This window comes from Mycobacterium sp. NGS39 (assembly GCF_059812765.1).
Genome location: NZ_JCALDH010000015.1, coordinates 104,533 through 120,031, shown reverse-complemented (window position 1 = coordinate 120,031; position 15,499 = coordinate 104,533). Strand labels below are relative to the sequence as shown.

General features: G+C 66.9%; 13 protein-coding genes and 1 tRNA gene. 5 read left to right on the top strand and 9 right to left on the bottom strand.

Annotated features, from left to right (window positions below):
- Positions 1-462 (top strand): site-specific integrase (locus tag AC5Y39_RS19540; protein ID WP_500048273.1); only part of this gene is annotated, 462 nt, incomplete at its 5' end.
- A gap of 4 nt (positions 463-466) precedes the next feature.
- On the opposite strand, the gene AC5Y39_RS19535 is transcribed toward AC5Y39_RS19540, so the two are convergent.
- Positions 467-1,450: a DUF2971 domain-containing protein gene (locus AC5Y39_RS19535; RefSeq protein ID WP_500019230.1), complete on the bottom strand. Its 984-nt coding sequence runs from the start codon at positions 1,448-1,450 to the stop codon at positions 467-469.
- Positions 1,451-1,616: 166 nt separating this feature from the next.
- A tRNA-Leu gene (locus AC5Y39_RS19530) sits at positions 1,617-1,690 on the bottom strand.
- A 373-nt stretch (positions 1,691-2,063) separates the two neighbouring features.
- On the opposite strand from AC5Y39_RS19530, the gene AC5Y39_RS19525 reads away from it, so the two are divergent.
- Positions 2,064-2,759 carry an HAD family acid phosphatase gene (locus AC5Y39_RS19525; RefSeq protein WP_500019232.1) on the top strand — a complete coding sequence of 232 codons (696 nt, stop codon included), beginning with the start codon at positions 2,064-2,066 and terminating at the stop codon, positions 2,757-2,759.
- A 153-nt stretch (positions 2,760-2,912) separates the two neighbouring features.
- Here AC5Y39_RS19525 and AC5Y39_RS19520 read toward each other — a convergent pair whose 3' ends face one another.
- Genes AC5Y39_RS19520 through AC5Y39_RS19500 form a run of 5 tightly spaced genes read right to left on the bottom strand, consistent with a single transcriptional unit; the run spans position 2,913 to position 7,067 of the window.
- Positions 2,913-3,857, bottom strand: a complete 945-nt coding sequence (locus tag AC5Y39_RS19520) for a Ppx/GppA phosphatase family protein (RefSeq protein ID WP_500019234.1) — start codon at positions 3,855-3,857, stop codon at positions 2,913-2,915.
- Entirely contained in the window at positions 3,848-4,339 is a 492-nt protein-coding gene (locus AC5Y39_RS19515; protein ID WP_500019236.1) for a DUF501 domain-containing protein, read from the bottom strand. Before AC5Y39_RS19515 ends, AC5Y39_RS19520 begins: the two co-directional genes overlap by 10 nt.
- Positions 4,332-4,991: an FtsB family cell division protein gene (locus AC5Y39_RS19510; RefSeq protein WP_500019238.1), complete on the bottom strand. Its 660-nt coding sequence runs from the start codon at positions 4,989-4,991 to the stop codon at positions 4,332-4,334. The genes AC5Y39_RS19515 and AC5Y39_RS19510 overlap by 8 nt, the downstream gene beginning before the upstream one ends.
- A 3-nt stretch (positions 4,992-4,994) precedes the next feature.
- Positions 4,995-6,284, bottom strand: a complete 1,290-nt coding sequence (gene eno, locus AC5Y39_RS19505; RefSeq protein WP_500019240.1) for a phosphopyruvate hydratase — start codon at positions 6,282-6,284, stop codon at positions 4,995-4,997.
- Positions 6,285-6,335: 51 nt separating this feature from the next.
- A complete protein-coding gene (locus AC5Y39_RS19500; RefSeq protein WP_500019242.1) occupies positions 6,336-7,067 on the bottom strand; it encodes a lytic transglycosylase domain-containing protein in 732 nt (243 codons plus the stop codon).
- A gap of 218 nt (positions 7,068-7,285) precedes the next feature.
- Between AC5Y39_RS19500 and efeU the strand changes: the two genes are divergently transcribed.
- From efeU to efeB, 3 genes are read left to right on the top strand one after another with little or no spacing between them, the layout of a single operon-like run.
- Positions 7,286-8,209, top strand: a complete 924-nt coding sequence (gene efeU / locus AC5Y39_RS19495; protein ID WP_500019244.1) for an iron uptake transporter permease EfeU — start codon at positions 7,286-7,288, stop codon at positions 8,207-8,209.
- Positions 8,206-9,375, top strand: a complete 1,170-nt coding sequence (gene efeO / locus AC5Y39_RS19490) for an iron uptake system protein EfeO (RefSeq protein ID WP_500019246.1) — start codon at positions 8,206-8,208, stop codon at positions 9,373-9,375. Before efeU ends, efeO begins: the two co-directional genes overlap by 4 nt.
- Complete coding sequence (gene efeB / locus AC5Y39_RS19485) at positions 9,356-10,684, top strand: iron uptake transporter deferrochelatase/peroxidase subunit (protein WP_500019248.1); 1,329 nt, start codon at positions 9,356-9,358, stop codon at positions 10,682-10,684. The genes efeO and efeB overlap by 20 nt, the downstream gene beginning before the upstream one ends.
- Before the next feature lie 56 nt (positions 10,685-10,740).
- Here the strand turns inward: efeB and AC5Y39_RS19480 are convergent, their stop codons facing one another.
- Both AC5Y39_RS19480 and mfd read right to left on the bottom strand, forming a co-directional pair.
- Positions 10,741-11,844 carry a nucleoside triphosphate pyrophosphohydrolase gene (locus AC5Y39_RS19480; protein ID WP_500019250.1) on the bottom strand — a complete coding sequence of 368 codons (1,104 nt, stop codon included), beginning with the start codon at positions 11,842-11,844 and terminating at the stop codon, positions 10,741-10,743.
- Positions 11,841-15,443 carry a transcription-repair coupling factor gene (gene mfd, locus AC5Y39_RS19475; protein ID WP_500019252.1) on the bottom strand — a complete coding sequence of 1,201 codons (3,603 nt, stop codon included), beginning with the start codon at positions 15,441-15,443 and terminating at the stop codon, positions 11,841-11,843. Before mfd ends, AC5Y39_RS19480 begins: the two co-directional genes overlap by 4 nt.
- Between the last annotated feature and the right edge of the window lie 56 nt (positions 15,444-15,499).

Genomic DNA, 15,499 nt, shown 5'->3' with positions numbered 1-15,499 from the left:
CATTCGGATCGCGTAGTGCCGCTAGCCCCGTGGTTGGCGGACGATCTGAGGGACTACTTGACCCGACTTCACCCCTTCTCAGCCACCAACACGCAGGGCATGAAGTACATACCGCACACGCCGCTGTTCCCCGGTCGGCGCAACCGCTACACGTTCGATTGGGCCAGGCCGGTTCACGCGGGCATTCTGCACGAACACTATTTCGCGCAGGCCTGTCGAGCCGTCGGGCTCGACAATGTACGGTTCCACGACCTAAGCCACACGTTCGCCACGATGAACCTGAGCGCTGGCGAGCACTACATGCAGGTGAGCAAGTGGCTCGGACACTCCACTTTCGTACTGAAGCTGACCACCTACACGGACTACATCAACGAGGACGAACAGGCCGCACCGAAGGTTGGCGGGGCGTTGTGGCTGCGGACAACGTGGTCGAACTGGCGCAACGAAGGAAGGCGTAGCTAGGTATCTAGACGCGGTACTCATGTTCGGACGGCGCAACTTCGGTGTGCCAAAATCCATAGCGCTGTAACAGCCTCCTCGCAGTTGAGACCGCCAGGTCGCGGCTCTCGATGTTGGGTCCAACGACGACTTTGACAAGCGCGCATTTCTTAAACGGGATTTCCGTGTATGGCTTGAAGCCAGCCCGACCGCCTGGCCGGAACTTCACGTCAACGGTTTCAAGGGCTCCCTGCGCGGCCCACTTGAACTCTTCGATTTTCGATAGAGCCGTCTTCATGGCCAGCGATGACGACCCGAAGTGTTCCGCGATTGTGAACCGCCACTCCCGCTCGCTTTCATAGCTTGCCTTCTTAACCAGCGCGAGCATTGACAGGAACACCGGAATTCGGTTGATGATGTTGAATAACTTAACATCAAGACGTCCCAAACCGTTCTTCGCGCAGGACTGCTCGACTTGATAGAGCACCGCATCTATAGCCCGCTTTCGTGCTTCGTCGCCGTATCTGACTGGCTGCGTAAACGAACCACGCGTAAACGGGACCTGCTGGTTCGTATCCCCCTCTATCGCTGTCATTTGAACAAGCTGGCCGTGCTCCGTGTGGTGGAAGTACGGAACCTTTAGGTGCGTGATGCTTTCCTTGTCGAACCCCAACGCCATTCCCTTTGCATCATCCGCGTACGCACGCCACTGGCCCAACTCGTCGCCATCAGCTGAGAACGAAGTCGAGAAAATGCGGTCTTCGATGGTATCGGGATAAATAGCATTGGTCATTGAAACCGCCTGCAAGGCAGCATCGTAGGCCTCGGAATATTCTGGCTTTTCCGCCTTGGCTGTTTCCAGAGCGGCAAGTAGTGCTTCCCAGGCGTACCTGAGTTCCAGCGGGTCGTTCAGAAACCTAATGTCCGTAGCCCACAACTTGCCGGACTGGACCATCCCCGCGAATCCGCCCGCGTCCGTGTAGTGGTACAACACGTCGGGTTCGTCCGCCATGGTCAGCAGGATATGTCTATCGGCCGACAAGCCAGAGGTTGCCGAGGCTGCCACCCGCCGATTTAGTCACGTAATTGCTGACGTGGTGCTGACGCAGACCCTTTTGAGGCTCGCCAACCGCACATGTGTTCGAGGCAGAAGCGGCCTCTACCTGCAAGAACATCGGTGCCCCCAGTCGGACTCGAACCGACACTGGGCGGATTTTAAGTCCGCTGCCTCTGCCAATTGGGCTATGGGGGCGTCGCAGCCACGAAGCCTATCTGCTCAACCGATACCCTGCCCCGAAGCGCAAGCAGCGACAGAAGTCGACCGCGCGTCGTCGAACCATTCACATGTCACGACCGAGGGCTGGCCGCCGACCATGGCGATGCAATGTGCAGCCCGCTGGTCGACAGGCGTCAACACGCCCTGCTGGGCCAGCATCACCGATGCCTCGCGGCCGCATTGCGGTGAAGGTCGCCGATCCGGCTGGCTTATAGCTGAGATTTGTTGTGCCCAACCACTTTTTGAGCACGTACAATTCGTGCGCCGCGGTTCCTCGCCGCCGATACGGCATTCTTGCCCGGTACCATACCTGCCGCTCAGGTTGGAGCGACCGCTTAAGGTCTGCAGCATGTCCGCTCGCCATACATTTCTCAGCGCCGTGGTGTCCGTCGCCCTGGCCATCGCATTCACCGGCCAAGCGGCAGCCGACCCGGATGAGCCCGTCAACGTCGGAGACGCCAAGGCAGCCGCGATCGCCTACCACGACAGTGGCGACTACGACCGTGACCTGGCGGCGGTCGCCGCCCAGGCGACCGACTGGATCAACAACCGAGTGCCCGAAACTGCGCGCCCTGCCGTCGTCCTCGACATCGACGAAACCTCGCTGTCGAACTGGGAAGTGATCAAGGCCAACGACTTCGGCCGATTCATCGACGGTCCATGCCACCTGCCCGGGCCGTGCTCGTGGCGCGCGTGGGACCTCTCCGCCCAGGACCCGCCCATCCGCCCGACACTGGACACCTTCCACACCGCCAAAAGCCTTGCCGCAGCCGTCTTCTTCATCACCGGCCGCGACGAAAGCCAGCGCGCCGCGACCGAGCGAAACCTGCAGTCGGCCGGCTACACCGGATACGACCGCCTGATCATGACGCCGACGGGCGCCCGCTACCCCTCAGCTGCCGACTTCAAGGCACCACAGCGCGCCGCGATCGAAGCGGAGGGTTACACGATCGTCGCGAACATCGGCGACCAGCCGTCAGACCTCGCCGGCGGGCACGCCGAACGGACCTTCCTCCTGCCCGACCCGTTCTACCGCATCCCGTGAATCACCGGGCATCGACAACAGTCGGTATTCGGCGCAAGCTGAGACGATGAGCGCTCCCGAAGAAAAGAATTGCACCTGCCGCTGTCAGAAGTGTCAGTCAGGCAACCACTGCGGCAACTACGGCAGCGGCTGCCAGCGGCTTTACGGCCGCCGCTAACCGATCGAGAGCGCGATGCCGTCGAGGATGTCGTGCTCGCTGACGATCAACTCGTCGATGCCCGCACGCTGCTCTAGGACGTAGGCCAGTTCTTCCACCACGATCGCACCGCCGCCGATCACGTCGACACGGCCCTCGTGCATCGGACCCAACGCCGCCCGCTGCGCGCGCGTCATGCGGATGAGACTGTCGCAAACCTCGAGCAACTCTCGAAAAGCCACACGCGACAGGTGAATTGCCGCCGAATCGTACGTCGGCATCTTCTGCGCCAACGCCGACAGCGTCGTCATCGTGCCGGCCACACCCACCCATGAACGGGCCTGCTCGACGGGCACCACCGACAACGCCTCCCCCAGCCGTTCGCGCACCACCTCACGCGCGGCGGCCACCTCGGCGGCGGTGGGCGGGTCGGAGTGCAGACAACGCTCGGTCAGCCGCACACATCCGATGTCAGCCGAGAAGCTGGCGTCCACCTCCGCGGAGCCCAGCACCAATTCCGTCGACCCGCCCCCGAGATCGACGACGAGGAAAGGCGCTTGGGCACAATCCAATTCGGCCACCGCGCCCGAAAATGACAGCGCCGCTTCCTCTTCACCGGTGATGACTTCCGCGACCGCACCCGGCACCGCGCCACCCAGCACCTCGGCCGTCATCGCGAAGAACTCGTCGCGGTTGGCCACATCGCGCGCGGCCGACGTCGCCACCATCCGGACCTTCGCCACCTCGAACCGTTGCAACAGCCGCGTGTAGTCTGTCAGCGCGGCGCGGGTGCGCGCGAGCGCCTCCGGTGCGAACTCGCCCGTGGCGTCGACACCTTGACCCAGCCGCACGATTCGCATCTCGCGGTGCACTTCGCGCAGCTGGCCGTCGACCACGTCGGCGATCAACAACCGAATCGAGTTGGTGCCGCAGTCGACGGCCCCGACCCGCGTCACGTCCAATCCTCTTTGACCAGAATGCCTTCCATCGCAGGGTCGTTCGCCAGCATCGCCAGCGCTTCGTCTCCCAGCGGGTTGACGCCAGGGCCTTTGGCCAGCGAATGCGCGATCAGCACATGCAGACACTTCACCCGGTCCGGCATGCCGCCTCCGGAGAACGTGGTGCCCAATGGTTCGATGGCGTCACGCTCAGCCAGATAGCTCTCGTGGGCGCGGCGGTACGCCGCCGCCAGTTGCGGGTCTGCGGCCAGCCGCGCGGTCATCTCCTTCATCACCCCAGAGGATTCCAGCCGGCTGGCGGCTGCGGTCAACGCGGGGTGCGTCAGGTAGTACAACGTGGGAAACGGCGTACCGTCGGGCAGCCGCGGCGCGGTCTTGACCACCCCCGGTTCGCCGTTCGGGCACCGGTACGCGATCGCCAGCACGCCACGCGGTTCCCGGCCGAGTTGGCGTGCGACCGCGTCGAGGTCGGCGCGGTCAACCACCGGGCGGCGGGGGCGGACCGGGCGGCGGCGGCACTGGCGGTTGCTCAGGCGCCGGGCCGGCGGGCGAAATGTTGTGCGGTGTGTCGGCGATCGTGCGCCAAAGTGCCGAGTACCACGGGCCATTCGACGACGGCTTCGCCGCCGACGCGCCCGGCTGATCCGACGGCGTCACCGCCCCGGGCGGCAGCTGCACCTGATAAGGGATGTCACCGGGCATGACGAAGCCGAGCCGCTCGCGAGCCTGCGCAGCGATGAACACCGGATCGGCCAGTTTGGCCTTCTGCTGCTCCAATTCGGCGATCTGCGCGCGCAGCGACGCCTCACTGGCGGCCAGCTGCTTCATCTCGGTGCGCTGCGCGAAGTAGGTCCGCACCGGCCCGGCGATCGTCAGCGTGAGCACACAGATGACTGCGGCCAGGATCGCCGCACGGCGCGCGGTGAAACCCAGCCGTTGTTCGCTCTGGCGAGCCGCGGCCGCCGCGATCGACGCTGTAATCGACTCTGCCGCAGGCTCGTCCGCGGCCCGGGACTCAGCGGCGCGCGTCTCCCGGCGCGGCGCCGTCGACCGCGGACGCTCCCGTGCGCTGTCGCCCCGGCCGGGACGTGACCCCGGGGAGCGCCGCTTCGGGTCGGACCGCTTGGAGTCGGGCACTGCTCAGTCGGCCTCCAACGAAAAGCGCGGGAAAGCAAGGTCTCCGGCGTAGCGTGCGGCGTCGCCGAGGGTCTCTTCGATCCGCAGCAACTGGTTGTACTTGGCGACGCGCTCGCTGCGCGCCGGCGCACCGGTTTTGATCTGGCCGCTGCCGACGGCCACCGCCAGGTCGGCGATCGTGGTGTCCTCGGTCTCGCCGCTGCGATGGCTCATCATCGTGCGGTATCCGCTGTTGTGCGCAAGCGCGACCGCGTCCAGCGTCTCGGTGAGCGTGCCGATCTGGTTCACCTTCACCAAAAGCGCGTTGCCGGCGCCCTTTTCGATGCCCTCCTCGAGGCGCTCGGGGTTGGTGACGAACAGATCGTCGCCCACGAGCTGAACCCGGTCGCCGATCTCCTTGGTCAGCGTTACCCAGCCGTCCCAGTCGTCTTCGGACAGCGGATCTTCGATCGACACCAGCGGATAGGTGTTCAGCAGTTCCGCGTAGAACTGCGTCATCTGCGCAGAATCGCGGGTCTCCTTCTCGAACGCGTAACCGCTTGCGGCGTCGAAGAATTCGGTTGCCGCCACGTCCAGCGCCAGCGCCACCTCCGAACCGGGTTTGTATCCCGCGGCCTCGATCGCCGACAGGATCAGATCCAGCGCGGCCTTGGTGCCCGCGACGTCCGGGGCGAATCCGCCTTCGTCGCCGAGGCCCGTCGACAAGCCTTGCTTCTTGAGCACCGACTTCAGCGCGTGGTACACCTCCGCGCCGGCGCGCAGTGCCTCCTTGAAGCTGGGCGCGCCGATGGGCGCGATCATGAACTCTTGGACGTCGACGCCGGTGTCGGCGTGCGCGCCGCCGTTAAGGATGTTGAGCATCGGCACCGGCAAGATGTGCGCGTTGGGCCCGCCGAGGTAGCGGAACAGCGGCAGCGCGGCCGATTCCGCGGCCGCCTTGGCCACAGCCAGCGACACCCCGAGGATGGCGTTCGCGCCCAGCCGCGACTTGTCCGGAGTGCCGTCGAGGTCCAGCAGCGCCTGATCCACCAGCCGCTGGTCGTCGGCGGACATTCCGATGACCGCCGGCGCGATCTCGTCGAGCACCGCGGTGACTGCCTTCTCGACGCCCTTGCCGCCGTAGCGCGAAGCGCCGTCGCGCAACTCGACGGCCTCGTGCTCGCCGGTGGACGCTCCCGAGGGAACCGCAGCCCGCGCGAACGTCCCGTCGGTGAGGGCCAGTTCGACCTCGACGGTCGGGTTGCCGCGGGAGTCGAGAATTTCCCGGGCTCCGACCTGCTCGATGATGGGCACAGTCTCTCCTTGGATCGGCTGGCTAGGACAACTCACCCTAGCGGGCTGTCATTACAGCGGGTGTCCGTCGGCGTACGCGGTGGCCCAGTCGCGCACGGTTCGGGCGTACTGGTCGGACAGGTTGTAGGCGCGCAGGGCTCTCATCCAGCCTTCCGGGGTGGACAGGTCGCGGCCGCGCCAGCACAGGTAGCCGGCCGCCGACAGCGCGGCGTCGTCGAAGTTGTCCGGGCTGACCACCCCGTCGTTGTTGGCGTCGACGCCGTAGAGCCGCCACGTCTCCGGGATGAACTGCATCGGCCCCATCGCCCGGTCGATGCCGTTGTCGCCGTCGAGGAGACCGTGGTCGGTGTCCATGATTTCGAGGTTTCCGTTGCTGCCGTCGAGCTGCACGCCGCGAATTGGGGGGGTGACGTCGCCGTTGGGTGCGATCGTGGCGCCGCGGTAGGTGCCGTTGTGGCTTTCGACCATACCGATGCCGGCCAGCGTGGTCCAAGAGATGTGGCAGTCGGGGTTTTCCACCTCGGCGACCCGGGCGGCGTAGGCGTACGCCTCGAGCGCGTTCACCGGCATGTGCAGCGCGGGCGCGCGGGCGGCGGCCCAGGCGTGCAGCTGATCAGCCGGACGCCCAGCGGCATGGGTGTCGATTTCGGGGACCGGGTCGCCCGCCGGGGGCGGCACACCCTCGGGGATCGGCGTCCCGAGATGCCAGGAGCAGCTCGAGGCCATCAGCACGGCCGTCGCCGCCAGCACGACGACAACCTGCAGCCAGCGCCCCCCGGTCAAAGCCCGGGCCTTCCCGGCATCACTCGCACGAGGGTCCAACCCCCAGCCCTGCGGCGGCAACACATCTCCTCAACGTGCTTCGGTTCACCTCATGGTCCCATGAGAACGACGACCCTCGGCTCTCCTCCATGCGGTTGACGACGTATACCGTGAAATTCTGTGAATTGGTAAGGTGAGCGGAACCTAACTCGGCGTGCCAAAGTGACGTAAGGAAGCGCATGACTGCAGGTCCAGACCTCTCCGTGAGCGTGACCGCGGCCGCCCCGACGCTTTCCTCTCAGCTGCTTGGCAGCGGACTGATCGGGCTGCGCGAGGGCCTGGAAACCGGGATCGTCGTGATGGTGCTCGTGGCGTTTCTGGTCAAGGCGCAGCGGCGCGACGCGCTCAAGTGGGTGTGGCTGGGTGTGGGCGCAGCGGTTGCGATGACCGTCGGCGTGTTCCTGATCATCCAGTACAGCGCTTACACCGTCACCGACCTCGGCGCTGAGGCGATCGCCGGTATCGCGTCCCTGGTCGCGGTCGCGATCGTCACCACCATGGTGCTGTGGATGAAGAAGGCCGCGGCCGGCATCTCCGGTGAGTTGCGCGCCGGTATGGCCAAGGCGCTGGAAACCGGTGCGCTGGCGGTATTCGCGCTGGCATTCCTGGCCGTCGGCCGCGAGGGATTCGAGACCGCGCTGTTCATGGTCGGCTACGCCGAAGCCGAAACCGCTTGGCCACTGGTCGGATTGCTGCTCGGGGTGCTGGTGGCCGCCGCGATCGCATGGGGCATGTACCTGGGTGCGGTGCGCATCAACCTGGCCAAGTTCTTCACCTACACCGGCGTATTCCTCATCCTGGTCGCCGCTGGCATCCTCGGCTACGGCGTGCACGCGCTGCAGACGGTCGGCTGGCTTCCCGGCCTGGGCGCCACCGCGTTCGACATCAGCCACTGGATCAATTGGTCCTCCTGGTACGGCGAACTGATCCAAGGCATCTTCAACATCAGCCCGATGCCATCGGTGCTGCAGTTGGTGGTCTACCTCACCTACCTGGTCGTGGTGCTCGCGCTGTTCCTGCGTCCCACCCGCACGCCCGCACGTCCCGCCGAGAGCGCCGCGCAGCCGGCGCCCCATCCCACCCCGGAAAGGTCCACTACGTGAGCCGTCGTTCTTCCGCGAGCACAGGCTTGGCGGCGATCGCTGCCGTGCTGGCCGGCGCCTCGCTGGCAAGCTGTGCCGCCAAGGATTCCGCCAAGAACAGATCCTCGGCGGCGGGAGCCGCGACGGAGGTCACAGTCACCGCAACCGACACGAGCTGTCAGCTGTCGAAGACCGAAGCCACAACGGGCCCAACCACCTTCGTGATCACCAACAACGGCAACAAGGTCACCGAGTTCTACGTCTACGGCGAGGGCCAGCGGGTGATGGGCGAGGTCGAGAACATCTCCCCCGGCTTGCAGCGCAAGCTCGTCGTGACCCTCGACGAACCCGGCAAGTACCAAACCGCCTGCAAGCCGGGCATGGTGGGCGACGGCATCCGCGGCGACTTCACCGTGACCGGCGAAGCGGTGAACACCAGCGCCGAGGGCAAGTTCCAGGAAGCCTCGGACAACTACAAGCGCTACGTGCTGTCGCAGACCGAGGCGCTTCTCGCCGCCACGGAGTCCTTCGTCAATGCGATCAAGAAGGGCGACATCGCTGCGGCCAAGGCCCAATACCCCACCGCCCGAACGTATTACGAGCGGATCGAGCCGGTCGCCGAATCGTTCCCCAATGACTTGGACCCGCGCATCGACTTGCGTGAGGCCGACCTCGAGCCGGGCCAGAAGTGGACCGGTTTCCACCGGCTGGAAAAGGACCTGTGGGTGACCGGCCCCCAGCCCGATACGAACGCGATCGCCGACCAGCTGATGAACGACGTCCGCGAACTCCACCAGCAGGTGGCGTCGCCCGACTACAAAATCGACTCCACCCAGATCGCCGGCGGCGCACAGGGACTGCTCGACGAGATCGCAATCAGCAAGATCACCGGCGAAGAAGACATCTTCAGCCATACCGACCTGTGGGACTTCCACGCCAATGTGGAGGGCTCCCAGGCCGCGGTCGCCTCGGTGCGCCCGATCCTCGACCAGCGTGATGCGCAGCTAGGCAAGCGGGTGGACCAGCGGTTCACCGACGTGTTCGCGCTGCTCGACAAATACCGCAAAGGCGACGCATTCGTCTCGTATGAGACCGTGACCGAACCTGCGCGCCAAGAACTTTCGCGCGCCATCGACGCTTTGTCCAAGGAAGTCAGCCAGGTTCAAGGTGTCATCGCCCCGCAGTAACGATCCGGTCGAGCCCGACGCCGTTGCCGCCGGCACCGGCGAGCGGCGCGGCATCTCTCGGCGCACGCTATTCGGCGCGGCCGGGGTGACCGCGGCGGTGGTGGGCGCCGCAGGAGCGGGCGCGCTGGCCGGGCGAGCGACGGCCGCCGCTGAAGCGGTGGACATCCACCGGCCGATTCCGTTCCGCGGTGAGCATCAGGCCGGCATCGTCACTCCACAGCAGGACCGGCTGCACTTCTGCGCGTTCGACGTCACCACCAATTCGCGCGACGACGTGGTGGCGCTGCTGCGGCAGTGGACAACGATGGCGGAGCGGATGACCGCGGGCGACGAAACCGTGCCGCGCGGGGCGGTGGGGCTCAACCCGCATGCGCCGCCATTGGATACCGGTGAGGCTCTTGGTCTTCCGGCCTCCGCGTTGACGCTGACGATCGGGTTCGGGCCCTCGCTTTTCGTCAAAGACGGCAAGGACCGGTTCGGTATCGCTCACCGCAAGCCGCCTGCGCTGGCGGACTTGCCGAAGTTCCCCAACGAGACGCTGGATCCGGCGCGGTGCGGCGGCGACATCTGCGTGCAAGCGTGCGCGAACGACCCGCAGGTCGCGGTGCACGCGATCCGCAATCTGGCCCGTGTCGCGTTCGGCACCGCCGCGGTGCGCTGGACGCAGCTGGGCTTCGGGCGCACGTCGTCCACCTCTCGCGACCAGTCGACGCCACGAAACCTCTTCGGTTTCAAGGACGGAACGCGCAACCTCAAGGCCGAGGACACCGAGAAGCTGAACCAGCACGTCTGGGTACCGCCGGGTGACGGGCCGGACTGGATGACCGGGGGCAGCTACCTGATCACCCGGCGCATTCGGATGCGGATCGAAAACTGGGACCGCACAACGCTTCTGGAGCAGGAGCGGGTGATCGGCAGGCACAAGGGCAGCGGCGCGCCGATCGGCTATGCCGACGAGTTCGACGAGTTGGACCTGACCAGCAAGACCAGCAAGGGCGAACCGCTGATCGACCGCGACGCCCACGTGCGGCTGGCCTCGGCGGAGCAGCTCGGCGGAATCGAGATCCTGCGCCGCGGCTACAACTTCACCGATGGCGCCGACGGATTCGGCCACCTGGACTTCGGCCTGTTCTTCATCGCGTTCGTGCGCAATCCGCTGACGCACTTCGTGCCGATGCAAACCGTGCTGTCGCGCAAGGACCTGCTCAACGAATACATCACTCACACCAGCAGCGCGGTGTTCGCCTGCCCGCCCGGCGTTCGGGAGCACGACTCGTCAGGCTTCTGGGGTTCCACGCTGTTCGCTTGAGCTGCTTTGCTTTTGACTGTGCGCCTAGGGCGCAGAAGTGCGAGTAGGTCGCACCCTCACTGCACAGTCGAATGCGTGGGTGACTGCTCCGGCGTCTCCACCGGCGACGGCTCCGGCACTTCGACGGGCCCGGGCTCGGGTACGTCGGCCGGGGCCGGCTCGGGGATGCGGTCGGGCGCGGGCTCACCAGGCTCCGGCGCCGGCTCGCCGGGCTCGGTGTCCGTCGGCTCGGTGGCCGGCCACGCCGCCCGCCACTCGTCTTCGGTGATCGCGTCCAGCACCGCCACGTCGAGCTCCTCCGGTACGTCGGTACCGCGACGCGCCGCCGCGATGTGTTTCTCAGCTGTCCGCACCATTTCCATGAAATGCAAAACCTCTGAACGCAAAGCGTTTTCGGCATCCCCGTCAGCGGTCACCGCGACCGTCGTCACGCCGTGCGGAACCAGGTCCGCCGGCAGCCCGGCGTCCCGCACCCGACTGAGCACCTTCTGCGCAAGTGCCAGCGACGGCTGGCCCGTCGGGATGCCGTCGAGGCAAGACCCTCGAGCCTTCTCCAGGGCCTTGCGTTCGTCCCACTCGGCGATTTGGCGTTCGAGCGAAATCTCTTCTCCGGCAAGCACTCCCGGCACGCGGTTGCCGAGCTTGCGCAGCAGCGAGTCCGCCACGTCGTCGATGGTGAACGGATGCTGTGGCGCATCCTCGGCGATCCGGGCGTGGAACAGCACCTGTAGCAGGACGTCGCCGAGTTCTTCGCGAAGGTCGTCGGCGTTGCCGCTGTGCACTGCGTCGAACAGCTCGTAGGTCTCTTCCAGCAGGTAGCGACGCAGCGAGTCGTGAGTCTGCTCGCTCTCCCACGGCCCGTTGGTGCGCAGCTTGTCCATCAGCGCGACCGCGTCGACCAGCCGCTCCCCCGGCTGCGGCGCAGGCGCCGCGATCACCCGGTCGCCGGCAGCCAACCGCGCCTTCACCGCAGGGTGTTCGGAGTCCGACGACAGCAGCACCGGGGCGTCGGACCCGTCGAACACCGGCCGCGCCGCCGGCAGCGACCACGGCACCCGGATCGGCATTTCCTCGGTGTACTGGACGTCACCCGCGAGCAGACCGACCGCCTCGACCGGAACCATCGCCGGGCGCCGGGGGTCGACCAGGATCACGGTCATGGTCTCGCCCCCTCGCGCGTGTCGGTGACCTCGGTTATATCAATACTTCCCGGCGCCTTGTCATCCAGCGCCAAGAGCAGGTCGGCCACCATCTGCACCAGTTCGAGGTCACGGATGCGCGGCGCGCCGACGCCTTGGCCGGCCCGGGGGATCGGCAACTGCACGGTCGACGTGGTCGCCCGATAGCTGGCCGACGGATGCAGGCGCTTGAGCCGCAGCTGCTGGGAGTCGCGCAGCGTCAACGGTGACAGCCGCAGCGTGGTGCCGGTCGCCAGCACCTCCGTGACGCCGTAGTGGCGTGCCAGCAGCCGCAGCCTGGCCATCGCCACCAGCCGCCGCGCCGGCTCGGGCAGCGGCCCGTACCGGTCGACCAGCTCTTCGACGACGGAGGCGACGGCATCGTCGTCGGCGGCGGCGGCCAGCCGTCGGTAGGCCTCCAGCCGCAGCCGATCGCTGCCGATGTAATCCGGCGGCAGATGTGCGTCGACCGGCAGGTCGATGCGCACCTCCTTGGGCTCCTCGGGTGTGCTGACCATCTGGCCGTCGGCCGCGGCGCGGTACGCCTCCACGGCCTCGCCGACCAGCCGCACGTACAGGTCGAAACCCACGCCGGCGACGTGCCCCGACTGCTCGACCCCCAGCACATTGCCGGCGCCGCGGATCTCGAGGTCCTTCATCGCGACGGCCATGCCCGCACCGAGTTCGTTGTTTTGGGCGATCGTGGCCAGCCGGTCATAGGCCGTCTCGGTCAGCGGCTGCTCGCGCGGATAGAAGAAGTAGGCGTAGCCGCGTTCCCGAGAACGCCCCACCCGGCCGCGCAGCTGGTGCAACTGCGACAGCCCGAACGTGTCGGCGCGCTCGACGATCAGCGTGTTGGCGTTGGAGATGTCCAGCCCGGTCTCGACGATCGTGGTGCAGACGAGGATGTCGTACTCGCGGTTCCAGAACCCCTCGACGGTGCGCTCCAACAGGTCCTCGGGCATCTGGCCATGCGCGACCACCACCCGCGCCTCCGGCACCAGCGCGGCCACCCGCGCAGCGGCGGCGTCGATGGAGCTGACCCGGTTGTGGATGTAGAACGCCTGGCCGTCGCGCAGCAGCTCACGCCGCAGCGCCGCGGCGATCTGCTTCTCGTCGTGCGGACCGACGTACGTCAGCACCGGATAGCGCTCCTCCGGCGGAGTCAGGATGGTCGACATCTCGCGGATCCCGGCCAGGCTCATCTCCAGCGTGCGCGGAATCGGGGTGGCGCTCATGGTCAGCACGTCGACGTGGGTACGCAAGCTCTTGATGTGTTCCTTGTGCTCGACGCCGAACCGCTGCTCCTCGTCGACGATCACCAGGCCCAGGTCTTTCCAGCGCACACCGGTCTGCAGCAGCCGGTGTGTGCCGATCACGATGTCGACGGTGCCGTCGGCCATGCCCTCGAGCACTTCGCGGGATTCGGCGGTGCTGGTGAACCGCGACAGCGCCTTGATGCGCACCGGGAACCCCGCCATCCGCGCCGTGAACGTCTGCAGATGCTGGTCGGCCAGCAGCGTCGTCGGCACCAGCACCGCCACCTGCTTGCCGTCCTGCACCGCCTTGAACGCCGCCCGCACCGCAATCTCGGTCTTGCCGTAGCCGACGTCGCCGCAGATCACCCGGTCCATCGGGATCGGCTTCTCCATGTCGGCCTTGACCTCTTGGATCGCGGTCAGCTGGTCCACGGTCTCGGTGAACCCGAACGCGTCCTCCATCTCGGCTTGCCACGGGGTGTCGGGGCTGAACGCGTGTCCTGGCGAGGCCTGCCGTTTCGCATACAGCGCGACGAGTTCTTGGGCGATTTCGCGAACAGCCCTGCGCGCCTTAGTTTTTGTGTTTGCCCAGTCGCTGCCGCCGAGCCTCGACAGCGTCGGCGATTCGCCGCCCACGTAGCGCGACAGCTGGTCGAGGGAGTCCATCGGCACGTAGAGGCGGTCCTGCCCGCCGCGGCGCCCGGATGCGTATTCGAGGACCAGGTACTCGCGGCGGGCGCCGCCGACCGTGCGCTCGACCATCTCGACGAAGCGGCCGATCCCGTGCTGGTCGTGAACGACGAGGTCGCCTGCGGTCAGTGCGAGCGGGTCGACGACGTTGCGCCTCTTTGCGGCGAGCCGCTTGCCCTCGGTGACCGCGACCCGGCTGCCGGTGAGGTCGGTTTCGGTAATTATCACGAGGGCGGCGCCCGGTAGTACTACGCCGTCGTGCAGCGTGCCCTTGAGCACGCCGACGACACCGGGGCTCGGGGCGTCGCCGGGCTCGAGGCAGACGGCGGCGACGTCGGCGTCTTTGAGTTGCTCGACCACGCGGTGCGCGGTGCCGGTGCCGGGCGCGACGATCGCCGCGGTGCCGCCGGTGCCGACGTGCGCGCGCAGCATCGCGAAGATCTCCTCGACGCTGTGCTGGTGGCCGCGCGCCGACGGTGCCGCCCGCATCTCGAGTTGCACGGCGTCGGGATCGGGCAGCTGGCTCAGCGTCCACCACGGATGCTCGCCGTCGATCGCGGCGGCGTGCACGTCGTCAAGCTCCAGAAAGCCCGACGCGCCCAACTGCTCCACGTCCACTGGCGCCTCGGCGCCCAGCGCGGCCGTCGACCAGGACGCCTCCAGAAACTCACGGCCCGTCTTGATCAAGTCGGCCGCGCGGGTGCGCACCTTCTCGGGCTCGCACACCAGAAGCGGGGTGCCTTTCGGCAGATGGTCGAGCAGCAGGCTGAGCTGTCCCGCGCCCAGCACCGGCATCAGTGCTTCCATGCCGTCGACCGGGATGCCTTCGGCGAGCTTGGCCAGCATGTCGCCGACGCTGCCGATCGGTCCGCCCTTGGCGGTTGTCCCGGCCAGCTCGGCGGCTTTAGCGCGGACCTCGTCGGTGAGCAGGAATTCGCGGCAGGCGACGGCTGTGACGGTGTGCACGTCCAGCCCGGGGATCGAACGCTGGTCGGCGACGGCGAACATCCGCATCTCGGTGACCTCGTCGCCCCAGAACTCCACCCGCACCGGGTGCTCGGCGGTCGGCGGGAAGATGTCGAGGATGCCGCCGCGCACCGCGAACTCACCGCGCTTGCCGACCATGTCGACGCGGGTGTAGGCCAAGTCGACCAGCCGGGCCACGACGGCTTCGAACTCGGCTTCGCTGCCTACCGTGAGCGTCACCGGTTCGATGTCGACCAGGTTGGGCGCCATCGGCTGCAACAGCGAACGCACCGTGGTGACAACGACTTTCAGCGGCTCGTCGCCCGGGAAAGCGAGCCGGCGCAGCACGGTGATGCGGGCACCGACGGTCTCGACGCCCGGCGAGAGCCGCTCGTGCGGAAGCGTCTCCCACGACGGAAAAAGCGCGGCGGCGTCACCGAAGACGCCTTCGAGTTCAGCGGTCAGGTCGTCGGCTTCCCGGCCGGTGGCCGTGACGACCAGCAGCGGGCCGGCCTGCGCCAGCGCGACCGTCACGAACGGACGGGCGCCGGCCGGGCCGACCACGTTCAGCTCAAGGGGCGAAGCGGCGGCGCGCCGGGCGACGTCTTGCAGCGACGGGTCGCGCAGCGCCAGGTTGACGAGCCCCGCGATCGGGGTGTCGGTCATGATGTCATCCATCGTAAGCAACGCGCCAAAGCCGTTGCGGTGCCGCCCAAGTCCGA

Excerpts from the sequence above, each read along its gene's own strand:
- AC5Y39_RS19535 (WP_500019230.1), bottom strand. The coding sequence starts at position 1,450 with ATGGCGGACGAACCCGACGTGTTGTACCACTACACGGACGCGGGCGGA.
- AC5Y39_RS19525 (WP_500019232.1), top strand. The coding sequence starts at position 2,064 with ATGTCCGCTCGCCATACATTTCTCAGCGCCGTGGTGTCCGTCGCCCTG.
- efeU (WP_500019244.1), top strand. The coding sequence starts at position 7,286 with ATGACTGCAGGTCCAGACCTCTCCGTGAGCGTGACCGCGGCCGCCCCG.
- AC5Y39_RS19480 (WP_500019250.1), bottom strand. The coding sequence starts at position 11,844 with ATGACCGTGATCCTGGTCGACCCCCGGCGCCCGGCGATGGTTCCGGTC.
- mfd (WP_500019252.1), bottom strand. The coding sequence starts at position 15,443 with ATGACCGACACCCCGATCGCGGGGCTCGTCAACCTGGCGCTGCGCGAC.